At 71.4% G+C, this 15,556-nt stretch carries 13 protein-coding genes; 4 read left to right on the forward strand and 9 right to left on the reverse strand.

Features of this window, described 5'->3' with window-relative positions; all coding sequences use genetic code 11:
- Positions 1 to 2: 2 nt before the first annotated feature.
- Together P0Y31_RS11440 and P0Y31_RS11445 are read right to left on the reverse strand one after the other, a co-directional pair.
- Positions 3 to 1,904, reverse strand: coding sequence for a 5'-nucleotidase C-terminal domain-containing protein (locus P0Y31_RS11440; RefSeq protein ID WP_275869451.1), 1,902 nt, complete (start codon positions 1,902 to 1,904; stop codon positions 3 to 5).
- 189 nt (positions 1,905 to 2,093) lie between these two features.
- Complete coding sequence (locus P0Y31_RS11445) at positions 2,094 to 3,371, reverse strand: homogentisate 1,2-dioxygenase domain-containing protein (RefSeq protein WP_275869452.1); 1,278 nt, start codon at positions 3,369 to 3,371, stop codon at positions 2,094 to 2,096.
- Between the two features lie 94 nt (positions 3,372 to 3,465).
- Between P0Y31_RS11445 and P0Y31_RS11450 the strand changes: the two genes are divergently transcribed.
- Both P0Y31_RS11450 and fahA read left to right on the forward strand, forming a co-directional pair.
- On the forward strand, positions 3,466 to 4,344 hold the full coding sequence (locus P0Y31_RS11450) for a hypothetical protein (protein ID WP_275869453.1): 879 nt from the start codon (positions 3,466 to 3,468) through the stop codon (positions 4,342 to 4,344).
- Complete coding sequence (gene fahA / locus P0Y31_RS11455) at positions 4,345 to 5,568, forward strand: fumarylacetoacetase (RefSeq protein WP_275869454.1); 1,224 nt, start codon at positions 4,345 to 4,347, stop codon at positions 5,566 to 5,568.
- Between the two features lie 10 nt (positions 5,569 to 5,578).
- On the opposite strand, the gene P0Y31_RS11460 is transcribed toward fahA, so the two are convergent.
- Positions 5,579 to 6,475, reverse strand: coding sequence for an RDD family protein (locus P0Y31_RS11460; RefSeq protein ID WP_275869455.1), 897 nt, complete (start codon positions 6,473 to 6,475; stop codon positions 5,579 to 5,581).
- An 89-nt stretch (positions 6,476 to 6,564) separates the two neighbouring features.
- Between P0Y31_RS11460 and P0Y31_RS11465 the strand changes: the two genes are divergently transcribed.
- Positions 6,565 to 8,055 carry an amino acid permease gene (locus P0Y31_RS11465; protein WP_275869456.1) on the forward strand — a complete coding sequence of 497 codons (1,491 nt, stop codon included), beginning with the start codon at positions 6,565 to 6,567 and terminating at the stop codon, positions 8,053 to 8,055.
- Positions 8,056 to 8,164: 109 nt separating this feature from the next.
- Here P0Y31_RS11465 and hppD read toward each other — a convergent pair whose 3' ends face one another.
- On the reverse strand, positions 8,165 to 9,373 hold the full coding sequence (gene hppD / locus P0Y31_RS11470) for a 4-hydroxyphenylpyruvate dioxygenase (RefSeq protein WP_275869457.1): 1,209 nt from the start codon (positions 9,371 to 9,373) through the stop codon (positions 8,165 to 8,167).
- A 109-nt stretch (positions 9,374 to 9,482) separates the two neighbouring features.
- Between hppD and P0Y31_RS11475 the strand changes: the two genes are divergently transcribed.
- Positions 9,483 to 9,965: an Lrp/AsnC family transcriptional regulator gene (locus P0Y31_RS11475; RefSeq protein ID WP_275869458.1), complete on the forward strand. Its 483-nt coding sequence runs from the start codon at positions 9,483 to 9,485 to the stop codon at positions 9,963 to 9,965.
- A gap of 60 nt (positions 9,966 to 10,025) precedes the next feature.
- On the opposite strand, the gene P0Y31_RS11480 is transcribed toward P0Y31_RS11475, so the two are convergent.
- The 5 genes from P0Y31_RS11480 to P0Y31_RS11500 form a co-directional block, all read right to left on the reverse strand.
- On the reverse strand, positions 10,026 to 10,235 hold the full coding sequence (locus P0Y31_RS11480) for a dodecin (protein ID WP_275809307.1): 210 nt from the start codon (positions 10,233 to 10,235) through the stop codon (positions 10,026 to 10,028).
- Positions 10,236 to 10,334: 99 nt separating this feature from the next.
- A complete protein-coding gene (locus P0Y31_RS11485; protein WP_275869459.1) occupies positions 10,335 to 12,086 on the reverse strand; it encodes a DEAD/DEAH box helicase in 1,752 nt (583 codons plus the stop codon).
- Positions 12,087 to 12,251: 165 nt separating this feature from the next.
- Positions 12,252 to 12,554 carry a DUF3039 domain-containing protein gene (locus P0Y31_RS11490; protein WP_275869461.1) on the reverse strand — a complete coding sequence of 101 codons (303 nt, stop codon included), beginning with the start codon at positions 12,552 to 12,554 and terminating at the stop codon, positions 12,252 to 12,254.
- A 31-nt stretch (positions 12,555 to 12,585) separates the two neighbouring features.
- The gene (locus P0Y31_RS11495; RefSeq protein ID WP_275809319.1) at positions 12,586 to 13,146 is read right to left on the reverse strand and encodes a YqgE/AlgH family protein; all 561 of its coding nucleotides are present in this window, start codon (positions 13,144 to 13,146) and stop codon (positions 12,586 to 12,588) included.
- Between the two features lie 90 nt (positions 13,147 to 13,236).
- On the reverse strand, positions 13,237 to 15,387 hold the full coding sequence (locus P0Y31_RS11500) for a DEAD/DEAH box helicase (protein WP_275869463.1): 2,151 nt from the start codon (positions 15,385 to 15,387) through the stop codon (positions 13,237 to 13,239).
- Between the last annotated feature and the right edge of the window lie 169 nt (positions 15,388 to 15,556).

The following is a 15,556-nucleotide window of genomic DNA, read 5'->3' on the forward strand; positions in this document are numbered from 1 at the left end:
GGTCAGTGGCGACCGCCCTCCGAAGCGCCCTCGACCTTGATGGGGGTCCCGCCCGCCACCAGCCTCCAGTCGTAGACGGTGAAGGACGGCGGGTCGATGGTGCCCTGCGCCGTCACCCAGTCGATGATCGCCTGGCGGATCTCGAGCTGGGCGTTGTAGACGACCGGTGCCGCCTTCACCCCCGGGAAGTTGCCACCGCCCGACTGCCGGTAGTTGTTGATCGCGATGATGAACTCGCCGGTGAGGTCGATCGGCTCGCCCGCGTACTGCAGGTTCGTGATCCGGCTCCCGGGAGCCTGGGCGATGTCGATGTCGTAGGAGAGGGAGGCGTCGAGGCCGGCCATGACGTCGTAGTTGTAGTCGGGGGTCCCACCCGGCGCCATGGCGGTCTTGGCGTTGGTGACCTCGTCGGGCGCGTAGGACGCCTTGGTGCCGTCGACCTGCTGGAAGTAGCCCGCCGAGTACTCGAGGTAGTCCTTGACCTGCTGGCCGGTGAACTTGATGCCGAGCAGCGTGTTGTCGTAGATGTACAGGCCTGCCACGTCGCGCACCGTGACGTCACCGGCGGGGATGGCGGCGTCGCGGTTGAACGGCGCCGCGATCGACAGCACCGGCAGACTGGCCTCCGGGGTCCCGGCCAGCGCCTCCCGGACGACGAGCCCCTGCACGTGGTTGATGAAGTCGAGGGCGGCCGTGTCCTCGAAGCGGGCCGTCTGCGCCGACATCGCGGCCGTGCTGGTGCCGATCACCGAGTTCACGTAGGTGACGACGATGTCGTGGTCCTGCTGGAGCACAGCCGCGACCTCCTCGTCCTCGTCCACGGTGTTGGCGTTGAGCAGCGTCGCGCCCTTCTCGGCGACCTTCCACCCGTCGCGGTCCCTCACGAGGTCGAAGTCCATGACGGCCAGGCGCATGCCCCACTTGTGCGGCTCCGTGAGCAGGACCTGGGCACCGGTCCTCCTGTTCTCGACGAACCGCTGCGGGATCTCCACGTGGGCGTGGCCGACGAGCACCGCGTCGATGCCGGGGACCTCCTCGGCCAGCTGGGTGGAGGCGTTCTCGGGGAACGGCAGCGCGTCACCGTAGGACGAGCCGGGGGTCGAGCCCGAGTGGCACGAGACGATGACGACGTCGCACCCGGCCTCCTTCAGGCGGGGCACCCACACCTTGCCCTGCTCGACGATTCCGTCGAAGCGCACCCGGCCCTCGACGTTGGCCTTGTCCCAGATCGCGACACCGGGCGTCACGAGCCCGAGGATGCCGACCTTGAGCGGCCTGGACTGGCCCGGCACCTTGATGGTGCGGATGAGGTACGGCGGGAAGACCGGTGCGCCGGTGTTCCAGTCGAGGGAGTTCGCGCTGAGCAGGGGGAAGTCGCACTGCTCCTCGAAGACGCGGAGGGTCTCGAGCCCGTAGTTGTACTCGTGGTTGCCGAGGGCCGCGGCGTCGTAGCCCATGGTGTTCATGGCCGTGGCCATCGGGTGCTTGGACCCGCCGGTGATCGGGTCGACCTTGGCGTAGTAGTAGGACAGCGGGGTGCCCTGGATCGTGTCGCCGGCGTCGAGCAGCAGGCACGACTCGGCCCCGCGCTCGGCCCGCACCGCCTTGACCAGGGTGGCGACCTTGGCCAGGCCGATGTCGTTGGAGTCGCGGTCGGTGTACTCGGCGTCCTTGAAGTAGTCCCAGTTGAAGACGTTGCCGTGCGTGTCGGTCGTGCCCATGACGGTCAGCCGGTACCGGCGGGGGTCGACGTGGCTGCCCCTGTCCTGCGCCGCCTCGGCGCGCCCAGGGGCCGCGAAGAAGGCCGCGCTGGCGCCGCCGACGACGGCGAGCCCGAGCATCTCCCGCCGGGAGCGCTCGAGCGAGGCGAGGCTGGCGATGGCGGTGGGGGACTTCGGTGACACGGTTGCCTCCAGTGCGGGCGTGTGCCGGGGTGCCGGCGCGCGGGGCGGAGGGCAGGGTGCGCCCGCCGCGAGAGGCCACCCTAGGCCGGGCGCCGCCGCCGCGGAACCGACATGGGGGAAGATTTACCCGACTCGGACGATCAGCCCAGAGTCAGCCGATGTGGAGCCGTCGGATGATGAGCCTGCGAATCAGCCGATGGAGTAGTCGCCACCACCGCTGTCGGGTCCGCGGCCCTGCCCGGCAGACCACGACCACGCGTACTTCCCGTCGTCGACGGCAAGGCCGCCCTCGCCCAGCTCGAGCGGCCGGAAGGTGTCGACCATGACGGCCGTCTCGTCGAAGTACTCCACCCCGAGAGAGGCCTCGGTCGCGCCCGGCTGCGGGCCGTGGGCGTGGCCGCCGGGGTGCACCGAGATCGAGCCGCGCGCGATGCCGGAGCCCTTGCGCGCCTCGTAGTCGCCGTCGACGTAGAACATGATCTCGTCGCTGTCGACGTTGGAGTGGTAGTAGGGCACGGGCACGGCGAGCGGGTGGTAGTCGACCTTGCGCGGCACGAAGTTGCAGATGACGAAGTTCCAGCCCTCGAAGACCTGGTGCACGGGCGGGGGCTGGTGCACCCGGCCGGTGATGGGCTCGTAGTCCTTGATGTTGAAGGCGTAGGGGTAGAGGCAGCCGTCCCAGCCGACCACGTCGAGCGGGTGGAACGGCAGCGTGTGCACGGTGCCGACGATGCCGCCCGGGCCGTTGCCGCGGTGCTTGATGAACACCTCGGTCTCGTCGCTGGCGCTTGCCCCGACGTCCTCCGCGAGCAGCGGTCCCTGCGGCCCGCGCAGGTCGCGCTCGCAGTAGGGGGCGTGCTCGAGGAACTGGCCGTACTTGCTGAGGTAGCGCTTGGGCGGCGCGATGTGGCTGTTCGCCTCGATGCAGTAGGCGCGCAGCGGCTCCTCCCCGTCGGTGACGGGGATCCAGCGGTGGGTCGTCGCCCGCGGGATGACGAGGTAGTCGCCCTGCGCCACGTCGAAGGCCCCGAAGACCGTCTCCACCCGGGCCGCGCCACGCTCGACGTAGACGCACTCGTCGCCGACCCCGTTGCGGTACCACGGGCTGCCAGCCCCGGCCACGGCATACGAGATGCGCACGTCGCCGTTGCCCAGCACCAGGCGCCGGCCTGTGACGACGTCGGTGGCGGGCACCTCCTCGGCGGTGAACAGGTCGTGCAGCTTGAGGTGACGCGGCACCAGCGGGTGGTTGGGCGTGGTCGAGAGGTCGCCGACCTCCCATTCACGAGCGCCGGCGATGGTCGAGGGGATGTAGCGGTGGTAGAGCAGCGAGGAGTCCGAGGAGAAGCCCTCCTCGCCCATGAGCTCCTCGTAGTAGAGCTCCCCCTGCGCGCCGCCCTCGGCGGGCCGCCGGTGCTGGGTGTGCCGCTTGGGTGGGACGTTTCCCTGCTGCTGGTAGTGCGCCACTGGTCCACCTCACTGTGGTCAGGCTTGTGTGGTCATGGTGTCCACTGTCGGGTGGGCGGGTCCGCCCGAGCGCCACCCTAGTAGCCTGCCGCGCATGACACAGCCGTCGGATGCCGCAGCGCCCATGCGCGCGGAGCCGGCCCTTTTCGCGGGGCTCGTCGACGACGCCGCCGTCTTCCCACCGGGGCTCGCGCCGCTCCCCGACGCGGTGCGCGAGCACCGCGCCCACCGCGAGAGCTGGTATGCCGCGATGGTCGGCCCACTGCTCGTGCCGGCGTCCAGCGCGGCCGAGCTCGTGGAGCTGGTGCCACCCGGCGCGGAGCCGCTGCGGGTGGGCCTGATCGCACGACCGGGCACCCCGCTGCACGTCGTCACCGACGCCCTGCACCTGCTGCGCAACCACCCACAGGTCGAGGTCGCCGCGGTCGAGCTGGGCTGGACCCCCGAGTGGCGCGACATCGAGCTCGGTGACGTCACCCGGGTGCTCGAGGTGCCGCGCGGCGACGACCAGGCCCGCGCCCTCGACGACATCGCGACCGAGGCCAGTCGCGAGCCCGACAGCCGGCTGCTCGCGAAGTTCCGCACTGGGGCCACCCCCTCGTGGGACTGGCCCGACGAGCACGAGCTGGCCGCGTTCCTCCACTCCGCTGTCGTCCGCGACCTGCCGTTCAAGCTGACCGGCGGCCTGCACCACGTCGTCCGCGGCACCCACACGGTGCACGGCCACAGCGAGGAGCAGCACGGCCTGCTCAACGTGCTGCTGGCGGTGCACGTCGCGGCGCAGGGTGGCGGACCAGGCTCCCTCGCCGACCTGCTGGGGCAGCGCGACTCCGCTCCGTTGGCGCACTCCGTCGCGGAGCTCACCCCCACCGCGTGCACACGTGTACGCAGCCTGCTCACGGCATACGGCTGCTGCGGGGTCAGCGACCCGATCACCGAACTGTCCGCCCTCCACCTCGTCGAGGAGTCGTAAGTGACCACCTGGCTGGACCTGCCCGCTGACCACCCCTATGGGCTGGGCAACCTTCCCTACGGCGTCTTCTCAACGCCCGACCGCACCCCGCGCGTGGGCGTGCGCGTGGGCGACTGGGTGCTCGATGCGGGCGCCGCTGCGGAGCTGGCGGGCATGGAGTCAGGTGAGGTGTGGCTGCAGCCGAGCCTGAACGCCTTTCTCGCAGAGGGGCGCTCCGCGTGGACCAGCGCCCGCGCGTGGCTGGTGGAGCTGCTGACCAACGAGGCTCGCCGCGACTGCGTCGAGCCCCACCTCGTGCCGCTCGAGCAGGTCACCATGCACCTGCCCATCGAGGTGGCCGACTACGTCGACTTCTACGCCAGCGAGCACCACGCCACCAACGTCGGGCGCATCTTCCGCCCCGACGGCGAGCCGCTGACCCCCAACTGGAAGCACCTGCCGATCGGCTACCACGGCCGCTCCGGCACGGTCGTCGTCTCCGGCACCGACATCGTCCGCCCGCAGGGCCAGCGCAAGGCGCCTGCCGACCCGGTGCCCTCGTTCGGGCCGAGCATCCGGCTCGACATCGAGGCCGAGCTCGGCTTCGTCGTCGGCGGCGCGACCGCGGTCGGTGACCAGGTCGGCGTCTCGGAGGCGGCCGACCACCTCTTCGGCGTGACGCTGCTCAACGACTGGAGCGCCCGCGACATCCAGGCCTGGGAGTACGTGCCGCTCGGGCCGTTCCTCGGCAAGTCCTTCGCCACCAGCATCTCGCCCTGGGTGGTCACCCTCGACGCCCTCGAGGCGGCACGGGTGCCGCTGCCGGGCCAGGACCCGCAGCCGCTCCCCTACCTGCTGGGCGACGAGCGCAGCGTCTTCGGGCTCGACATCCACTTCGAGGTGCTCGTCAACGGCACCGTCGTGGCCAGGCCCGAGTACCGGGACATGTACTGGTCACCGACGCAGATGCTGGCCCACCTGACGGTGAACGGTGCCTCCCTGCGCAACGGCGACCTGTTCGCCTCCGGCACGATCTCCGGGCCGGAGAAGGACACCCGGGGCAGCCTGCTCGAGCTCTCCTGGAACGGGCAGGAGCCGATCACCCTCGACGAAGGCTCCACGCGGACCTTCCTCGAGGACGGCGACGTCGTGACGCTGCGGGCCTGGGCCCCGGGTCCAGGAGGCAGCCGGGTCGGCCTCGACGAGGTCACGGGGACCATTCGGCCCGCGCGTCAGCGCCCCTAGGGCCTGCCTCCTACACCTGGCGGGTGTCGACCACGTTGGTCTTGGCCATCAGGTCGTGGATGGCCTGCTTGCGCTCGTTGACCAGCGGGAGCAGTCCATCGGCGACCTGGAGCAGGCCGACGAGCTGGCTGAGCAGCGGCAGGCTCGAGACCAGGTTGCCGCCGATCGGGATCACCGTGCGCGTGAGCGCCGCCTGCACCGGCAGCGGGCCGGGCCGCTCACGCAGCCGCACCCGCAGGCCGAGCGCCTTCTTGCCGGGCGTGGCGCCGCTGCGCGTCGTGAAGAACACCTCGTAGGCGATCGCGACGAGGGTGAGGACGACCGAGTAGGCGACCAGCCACTTGATCATCTCGGGCGTCGCGGTGGGCGGCACCGCGCCGGTGTTCCCGGACTCCACCTCGCGCACGTAGTCCTCCATGGCCGGCCAGAGCTCGGCGAAGGCGCGGTAGAGGAAGTAGCCCGTCAGCGGCAGCGAGAGCACCCACACGATGATCCAGTCGATGAGTCGAGCTGCCAGCCGCTTCCACCAGCCGGCCAGCGGCTCGCCGTCCGGGGTGCGGGCGCGCGCGCCGTAGACGGTGGGAGCGGGCGGCATGTGCCAGCCGCCGGGGCCGGGCTGCGGGGGCGGCGGGTACTGCTGCTGGCCCTGCCACTGCTGGGGCTGCTGGCCGGGCCAGCCGGGCGGGGCCTGCTGCTGCTGCGAGGGCTGCTGGCCGGGCCAGCCCGGCTGGGCCTGCTGCTGCGGCGGTTGCCCCGTCCACTGGCCGGCCTCCGGGCCGCCCACGCCGGGCGCCGGGCGGGTGCTGCGCGGGGAGGTGTGCCGGGTCCACACGACACCGTCGAAGTACCGCAGCTGCTGCGGGTTCTCCGGGTCGTCGTACCAGCCCGGGGACTGCGGGTTCGCCATGGTGCCAGCCTCTCACGCGGCACCCGCCCGCCCGTTCACGGGATGACCCGTTGATGCAGGCGCCCCTGTCCCCACCTACCGTGGACGGAATGAGCAGTGACTCCATCTTGCGCACCAAACCCGTGGAGGACGTGCTGGCCCAGGGCAGCGACGCCGGACACGAGGGCCCGCACGGGCACCACCGGCTCACGCGCAGGCTCGGCGCCAAGGACCTCATGGGGTTCGGCATCGGCATCGTCATCGGCACCGGCATCTTCACGCTCACCGGCGTGGAGGCCAGGAACCACGCAGGTCCCGCCGTCGTCATCTCCTTCGGCATCGCCGGCCTCGTGAGCCTGCTGGCCGCCCTGTGCTACGCCGAGATGTCGGCAGCGGTGCCCACCGCCGGAAGCGCCTACACCTACGCCTACGCCACGATCGGCGAGATCTTCGCCTGGATCATCGGGTGGGACCTCATCCTCGAGTTCGCCCTCGGCGCGGCGGTGGTCGCCCGCGGCTGGTCCGGCTACCTCGCCACGCTCTTCGACCTGCCACCCGCGCTGTTCAAGGAGGAGGCCACGGTCAACGTCGGCGCCATCGGCATCGTGCTGGTCCTGGGCATCGTCGCCATGGTGGGCATCCGCGAGAGCGCCCGGGTGACCAACCTGCTCGTCGTGGTCAAGGTCGCGATCTGTGCGTTCGTCGTGGTCGCCGGCCTGTTCTTCATCGACCGCGACAACCTGACCCCGTTCGTCCCGCCGTCGGAGCCGGTCTCCGAGAGCGTCTCGGGACTGGCCCAGCCGCTGAGCCAGGCGCTGTTCGGCCTCGAGCAGACGGCCTTCGGGTTCGCCGGGGTGCTCACGGCCGCCGCCGTCGTGTTCTTCGCCTACACCGGGTTCGAGGCCGTCGCCAACCTCGGCGAGGAGACCCGCAACCCGCGCCGCGACCTGCCGCTCGGCCTCCTCGGCACGCTCGCGCTGTGCACCGTGCTCTACATGGGCGTCTCGTTCGTGATCACCGCCATGGTCGACTACCGCCAGATCGACGAGAGCGCACCGATCGCGAGCGCCTTCGACGCCGTCGGCGCCGGTTGGGCCTCGGCCCTGATCTCCATCGCGGCCGTCGCCGGCCTCACCTCGGTGATCCTCGTCGACATCGTCGCCATGGGCCGCATCGGCTTCTCGATGGGCCGCGACCGGCTCCTGCCCCCGGCCATCGCCAAGGTGCACCCCACGTGGGGCACGCCCTACCGGATCACCGCCGTCGTCATCGTCCTGGTCGCGGTGCTCGCCGGGTTCGTGCCGCTGGGCACGCTGGCCAACCTCGTCAGCATCGGCACCCTGTTCGCGTTCATCATCGTCTCGATCGCCGTGCCGATCCTGCGCCGCACCCGGCCGGACATGGAGCGCCCCTTCCGAGTGCCCCTCTCCCCCGTCATCCCCATCCTGTCGGCCCTCGCCTGCCTCTACCTGATGACCAACCTGTCGATCGAGACCTGGCTGCGCTTCGCCGCCTGGATGCTGCTGGGCGTCGTGCTCTACTTCGCCTACGGCCGCCGCAACGCCCGGCTCGCGCACCGTGAGGACGTCCCCGCCGCCTGACCTCACATCCACGCAACCTCACGCCACACACAAGGGCCGGTATGCCGGGTGGTGACCACCCGGCATACCGGCCCTTTGCGCTGTGGCGACTGGCGTAACAGCCAGCGGCTCAGAGGTTTCCGCGCTTCTCCTGCTCGCGCTCGATGGCCTCGAAGAGCGCCTTGAAGTTGCCCTTGCCGAAGCCGAGCGAGCCGTGGCGCTCGATGATCTCGAAGAAGACCGTGGGGCGGTCGCCGAGCGGCTTGGTGAAGATCTGCAGCAGGTAGCCGTCCTCGTCACGGTCGACGAGGATGCCGCGCTTCTTCAGCTCCTCGATCGGCACGCGCACCTCGCCGATGCGGGCGCGCAGCTCCGGGTCCTCGTAGTAGGAGTCCGGGGTGTCGAGGAACTCGATGCCGTTGGCGCGCAGCTCGTCGACGGTGCGGATGATGTCGCCGGTGGCGAGCGCGAGGTGCTGGGCACCGGGGCCGTTGTAGAACTCGAGGTACTCGTCGATCTGGCTCTTCCGCTTCGCGATCGCCGGCTCGTTGAGCGGGAACTTCACGCGGTGGTTGCCGTTGGCGACGACCTTGGACATCAGCGCCGAGTAGTCGGTGGCGATGTCGTCGCCGATGAACTCGGCCATGTTCACGAAGCCCATGACGCGGTTGTAGAAGGCGACCCACTCGTCCATCTTGCCGAGCTCGACGTTGCCGACGATGTGGTCGAGGGCCTGGAAGAGGCGCTTCGGCGCACCCTCGCGCTTGACGTAGGTCGAAGTCCTGGCGACGTAGCCGGGCAGGTACGGGCCGTTGTAGCGGGAGCGGTCGACGAGGGTGTGGACGGTCTCGCCGTAGGTGCCGATGGAGGCGATGCGCACGGTGCCGTGCTCGTCGGTGAGGTCCTCCGGCTCGCGCACGACGCGGGCGCCGGCACGCTTGGCCTGCTCGATGCACTTGTCGACGTCGGGCACCTCGAGCGAGATGTCGACGACGCCGTCGCCGTGCTTGGCGTGGTGCGCGATCAGCGGGCTGTCCGGCGACACGGCGCCGTTGATGACGAACCGGATGGAGCCGGACTTCAGCACGAAGGACTTGTGGTCACGCTGGCCGTTCTCCGGGCCGGAGTAGGCGACGAGCTCCATGCCCCAGGCCGACTGGTAGTAGTGCGCGGTCTGCGTCGCGTTGCCGACGACGAAGACGATGGCGTCCCACCCGGTCACCGGGAACGGGTCCTTGGTCTCGTCGTACTCGACGAGGCCGACGAGCTGCTTGAGCTGCTCGAGGTCGAGGTTGGCCTCGCGCTCCTGCGGGGTCAGGTCCAAGCTGGTGTCAGTCATGGGCGGCAGCGTGCCCTCGTGCCCGGCTCATGGGCAAGTGTGCGAGGTTCGGCTGGACAGAATGCGCACAGTGCTGGCTGCCACCCCGGTTCTCATGGACAATCTGCTCATGCCCTCGACCGTCCTGGACACGCTCGACGCCCGACTGCTGGCCCTCTTCGCCGCGAAGCCCCAGATCGGCGTGCTCGGCGCCTCCCGCGAGCTCGGCGTCGCCCGCGGCACCGTGCAGGCCCGGCTCGACAGGCTGGGCGAGCGCGGCGTGATCCGCTCGTGGGCTCCCCAGCTCGATCCTGCCGCCATGGGCTACCCGGTCTCGGCGTTCTGCACCCTGGAGATCCGCCAGGGCAGGGGCCACTCCCCCGTCGTCGAGCACCTGTCGGCGATCCCCGAGGTGCTCGAGGCCCACACCATCACCGGCTCCGGCGACCTGCTGGTGCGGGTGGTGGCGCGCGACAACCCCGACCTGCAGCGGGTGATCGACCAGGTGGTCGACGACCGGCACGTCATCCGGGCCTCGACCGTGATCTCCCTCGCGACGCGCATCGACCACCGCACGCTGCCGCTCGTGGCCGAGGCGGCCTCCGGCTCCTAGCAGGGCCCGGGCGGCCGCTGCGTCCGGACGCCCCCGGCCGCCACCTACCGCGACGCGCGGTCAGTCCTCGATGCGGAAGCCCAGCTTGACGGTCACCTGCCAGTGGGCGACGGCACCGTCGACGAGCTGCCCGCGGATGGCGCCGACCTCGAACCAGTCGAGGTGCCGCACCGTCTGCGCCGCCTTGTTGACGGCGTTGTTCACCGCGGCCTCGATGCCCTCAGGCGAGCTGCCGACGACCTCGGAGATCCCGTACACGTGGTTGGCCATGGCCCGTCCTCTCGTCTTCCCCGCGCCCGTCCGGACGCCACGACCACGCTAGCCGGGGTCGGCTCCGGCCGGGAGGGATGTGCGCAGGTGCGCCGAGGATCAGCGCCTGCCGACGAACCAGGCCCGGATCTTCTCGATGCGTGCGGCCACCTGCTCGGTCGTCGCCTCGTCGAGCGCCGGCCCCCCGCAGGCCCGCCGCAGGTCGGTGTGCACCACCGCGTGCGGGGCGCCGGACTTGCGCGCGTACGCCGCGACCAGCTTGTTGAGCTCCTTGCGCTGCGCGGCCAGCGCGCGGTGCGCAGCCACCGGTTCGGCCGCCTTCTTGGGCCGCCGGGTGTTCTGCGCCGCCTGCCGCTCGTGCAGCAGCAGCGCGACCTGGTCGGGCTCGAGCAGACCGGGCAGGCCGAGGTAATCCTGCTCGTCCTCGGAGCCGACCTCGGCATTGAGGCCGAACTGCTTGGCGTCGAAGAGCACGTGGTCGAAGTGCGCGTCGGACTCGAGGGCCTCGAAGCCGGGCGCGTCGATGTCCGCGGTCTTCAGCGTGCGGTTGGCGGCGGCGACGAGCGCGTCCTCCTCCGACCACATCGACCCCTCGTCGTCGGCCGTCTTGGGCCGGTCGAGGGCGTGGTCGCGCTCGTCCTCGAGCCGAGCCGCGTGCTCGAGGATCGTGGCCACGCTCGGCAGGAACACCGAGGCCGTCTCGCCGCGCTTGCGCGCCCGCACGAAGCGGCCGACGGCCTGGGCGAAGAACAGCGGGGTGGAGGTGGAGGTGGCGTAGACACCCACGCACAGGCGCGGCACGTCGACGCCTTCGGAGACCATGCGGACCGCGACCATCCAGCGGTCGTCGCTCGCCGAGAACTCCTCGATCCTCGCCGAGGCCCCGGCGTCGTCGGAGAGCACGACGGTGGGCTTCTTCCCGGTGATCCCCTCGAGGATCTTGGCGTAGGCCCGGGCCGCCGTCTGGTTGGAGGCGATGACCAGGGCGCCGGCGTCCGGCACGCCGCGCCGCACCTCGGTCAGCCGCTTGTCGGCGGCGGCGAGCACGGCGGGGATCCACTCGCCCTTGGGGTCGAGGGCGGTGCGCCAGGCGTGGGCCATGGCGTCCTTGGTGAGCGGCTCGCCGAGGCGGGCGGCGATCTCGTCACCGGCCTTCGTGCGCCAGCGCATGGCGCCGCCGTAAGCCATGAAGAGCACCGGCCGCACGACCCCGTCACGCAACGCCTCGGCATACCCGTAGGTGTAGTCGGAGGCCGAGCGGCGGATGCCGTCGCGGTCCTCCTCGTAGCGCACGAAGGGGATCGGGGAGGTGTCGGAACGGAACGGCGTGCCGGTCAGGGCGAGGCGGCGCACAGCGGGCTCGAAGGCCTCGCGGATGGCGTCGCCCCAGGAGAGGTTGTCACCGCCGTGGTGGATCTCGTCGAGGATCACCAGCGTGCGCTCGGCCTCGGTGCGGGCGCGGTGCAGCGAGGGCCGGCTGGCCACCTGGGCGTAGGTCAGCGCCACGCCGTCGTACTCGTGGCTGTGCCGGGCCGAGGAGTTGGAGAACCGCGGGTCGATGTGGATCCCGACCCGGGCCGCGGCGTCGGCCCACTGCGTCTTGAGGTGCTCGGTCGGGGCCACGATCGTGACCGCGCTGATGACGCCGCGGCCGAGCAGCTCGGTGGCCACCCGCAGCGCGTAGGTCGTCTTGCCGGCGCCGGGCGTCGCGACCGCGAGGAAGTCCTGCGGCCCCTGCTCGAGGTAGGTCGACAGGGCGTCCGCCTGCCAGGCACGCAGCTTCGACGCCGTCCCCCAGGCGGCCCGCTCCGGGAACGCTGGTGACAGGTTCGAGGCAGCCGCAGTACTCATAGGGCCGCAACGATAACCGGATCCGGCGGGCGACATGCCGGGGCCCCGCCATCACCGGCGGGGCCCCGAAGGTGTGCTATCCCAGAAGAATTCGAGCGGCGACTGGCTGGCCGCGATCGGCCTGAAGCAGGCCCGGATTCGGTAGAGAGTCCGCCAGCGCGGGACCTACTCCTCGCCGTCCTGCGGGGCCCGCAGGCCCTCGTAGATCTCCTTGCAGACCGGGCAGACGGGGAACTTCTGCGGGTCCCGGCCCGGCACCCAGACCTTGCCGCACAGGGCCGTCACGGGCTCTCCGGACAGCGCGCTCTCGAGGATCTTCTCCTTGCGCACGTAGTGGGAGAAGCGCTCGTGGTCGCCGGGCTCCTGCAGCTGCTCCTCGACCTGCTCGCGCTCGATGACGGCCGTCGAGGTCGACGGCTGGGCCGAGGGTGCGTGCGGGTCGTCGAGAGGGATCTGCGGCTCGCTCATGCGCCCGAGTCTAGGCGCTGCCCGAGCCCTCCTAGTTCATCTCCGGGTCCGGGGGGAACGTCGAGACCAGGGCCAGGTGGTCGCGCTGGCGGCGCAGCACTCGCTTCCACAGGTCGAGCGGGTGGTCGGCGAAGGCGTCACGCGCCTCGGCGTCCACGACGTACCAGCTGCCCGTCTCCACCTCCTCCTCGAGCTGCCCGGGTGACCACCCGGCATACCCGGCGAAGATCCGCAGGCCGGCGATCTCGGGGACGACGAGCACGGGAGGGGTGTCGAGGTCGACCAGGCCCACGCTGCCGAAGAGCCGCTTGACGCCCATGGGCTCCTCACCGTCGCCGGGCACCGTGACGAGCCCGAGCGCCGTGTCGAGCCCCACCGGCCCTCCCTCGAAGAGCACGCCGGGGGGCGTCACGTGCTCCTGCCACATCGGCAGCACCGCGTCGACCGGCGCCTCCATGGGGTGGTTCAGCACCACGCCCTGGGCGCCGTCGGCGTCGTGGTGGAGCAGCAGCACCACGCTGCGGTGGAAGACGCCCTCCCCGATCTGGGGGGTGGCCACCAGCAGCCGCCCGGCCAGGTACTCGCTCTCCACGCGCCCATTCTTGCGGACAGCCGAACGGCCCTTCGTCGGGTCACCCGACAAAGGGCCGTTCGGCCTGCTGCACGCAGGGTATGCCGTGGGTCAGCTCCGCGCGCCGCGGAACCCGCCGCTGCGCTCCCCGCGGTGGGCGGGGCGACCGCCCTGCCCGCGGTAGCCGCCGCGGTGCCCGCCTCGGGCGCCGTCGCGAGGTCCACCCGGACGGCGGCCGCGCTTCTCGCCCTCGAGGACCCGGCGGACCTGGTCCTCGGGGACGGGGATGCCGCTGGGGCTCACGGCGCCGGTCGCCGCCAGGCGCTCGTCACCGGGGACGGCCTTGGTCGGCATCGCGTCGATGCCCGCCTCGCGGGCCATCCGCTCCATGCCCTTGCGCTGGTGCGGCAGGGCCAGGGTCACGACGGTGCCCTTGTCGCCGGCGCGCGCCGTGCGGCCCGAGCGGTGCAGGTAGTCCTTGTGGTCGGCCGGCGGGTCGACCTGGAGGACGACCGAGACGTCGTCGACGTGGATGCCGCGGGCCGCGACGTCGGTGGCCACGAGCACCGGCAGGGTGCCGTCGCGGAACGCGCCGAGCACCCGGTTGCGAGCGCCCTGGTTCAGGCCACCGTGCAGCGCGGCTGCGAAGACGCCCTGCTCGCGCAGCTGGAGGGCGACGCGGTCGGCACCGAGCTTGGTGCGCACGAAGACCACGGTGCGGCCCTCGCGGTTGGCGACCTCGGCCGTGATCGTCTTCTTGTGCATCGGGTCGATGAGCAGCACGTGGTGCTCCATCGTCGTGACCGAGGCCTTGGCGTCGTCGGTGGAGTGCGTGACCGGGTCGGTGAGGTAGCGGTCGACGAGCTGGTCGATCCCGTTGTCCAGGGTGGCCGAGAAGAGCAGCCGCTGGCCGCCTGCAGGCATCTGGTCGAGGATCGCGGTGACCTCGGGCATGAAGCCCATGTCAGCCATGTGGTCGGCCTCGTCGAGGATGCAGACCTCGATGTCGCCGAGCTCGACCGCGCCGCGCTCGAGGAGGTCCTTGAGGCGGCCCGGGGTGGCGATGAGCAGGTCGAGCCCGCGGTTCAGCGCGTTGATCTGCGTCGTGTAGGACAGGCCACCGGCGACGAGCTTGTGGCGCAGGCCGAGCACGTGCACGAGCGGCTCGAGCGCGTCGGAGACCTGCATGGCCAGCTCGCGGGTCGGCACCATGACGAGGGCGCGGGGACGGCGCGGGGCCGCCTTGTTGCCGTCGGCGAGGCGGGCCAGCGTCGGCAGGCCGAACGCGAGCGTCTTTCCGGAGCCGGTCTGGCCGCGACCGAGCACGTCCTTGCCGGCCAGGGCGTCCGGGATCGTCGCGGTCTGGATCGGGAACGGCGTGGTGATGCCGTCACGGGCCAGGCGCGTGACGAGGGCCTCGGGCAGGCCCATCGCGGCGAACCCGTTGTCCTCGGTCACCGACACGGGGCCGTCGACCTCCTTGCGGGTGGCCTTGACCCAGGTGTCGGCCTCCATGCGCTCGGACTCGGGGTCGACGAACTCCTCGCGGGGTGCGCGCTCGAAGCGGTCGGTGCGCTCGAAGCGACGGGGGCCGCGGTTGTCGAAGTCGCGACGCGGGCCGCGGTCGCCGAAGTCGCGACGGGGGCCGCGGTTGTCGAAGTCGCGACGCTGCGGACGCTCGTCACGCGAGAACTCACGACGCGGGGCGCGGTCGTCGCGCTCGAAGCGCTGCGGGCGCTCGTCACGCGAGAACTCGCGACGCGGGGCGCGGTCGTCACGGTCGAACCGACGCGGACGGTCGTCGCGCTCGAAGCGCTGCGGGCGCTCGTCACGCGAGAACTCACGACGCGGGGCGCGGTCGTCACGGTCGAACCGACGCGGGCGGTCGTCGCGCTCGAAGCGCTGCGGGCGCTCGTCACGCGAGAACTCACGACGCGGGCCACGGTCGTCCCGGTTCCACGACCGGGCCGGACGGCTCTCGCGGCCGTCACGGTCGACCCGGCGGGGCCGGTCGTCGCGCTCGAAGCGCTGCGGACGCTCGTCACGGGAGAACTCGCGACGGGGGGCGCGGTCGCCACGGTCGTCGCGGTCGGACCAGCGAGGCGAGCGCTCGGCGCGCGGCGCCTTGCCGGCATACCCCGTCCTGGCGGAGGTGGCGGACTGGCCGCGGTGCGGCTTCTTGGGGCCGCGCTTGGCCTCGGCCTTCTGGGACGGGGTCCAGCGGGCCTTCTTGGGCGCGCCGGAGGAGGTGTTCTTGGGCACAGGTGTTCAACTCACTTCAGGTGACTCGAGGTAGACACGTCTCGAGCCACCTGGCGAGGGCGACCGGTGTAGACGAGCCTCAGGCGCTTCGCGCCCGGCGGACCGGATCGACAGTTGTCATCCGGCGGGCCCATTCGGCATCGGGGGCAGTCATGTCCGACGACTGCGG

The organism is Knoellia sp. 3-2P3 (assembly GCF_029223115.1).
Classification (GTDB): Bacteria; Actinomycetota; Actinomycetes; order Actinomycetales; family Dermatophilaceae; genus Pedococcus_A.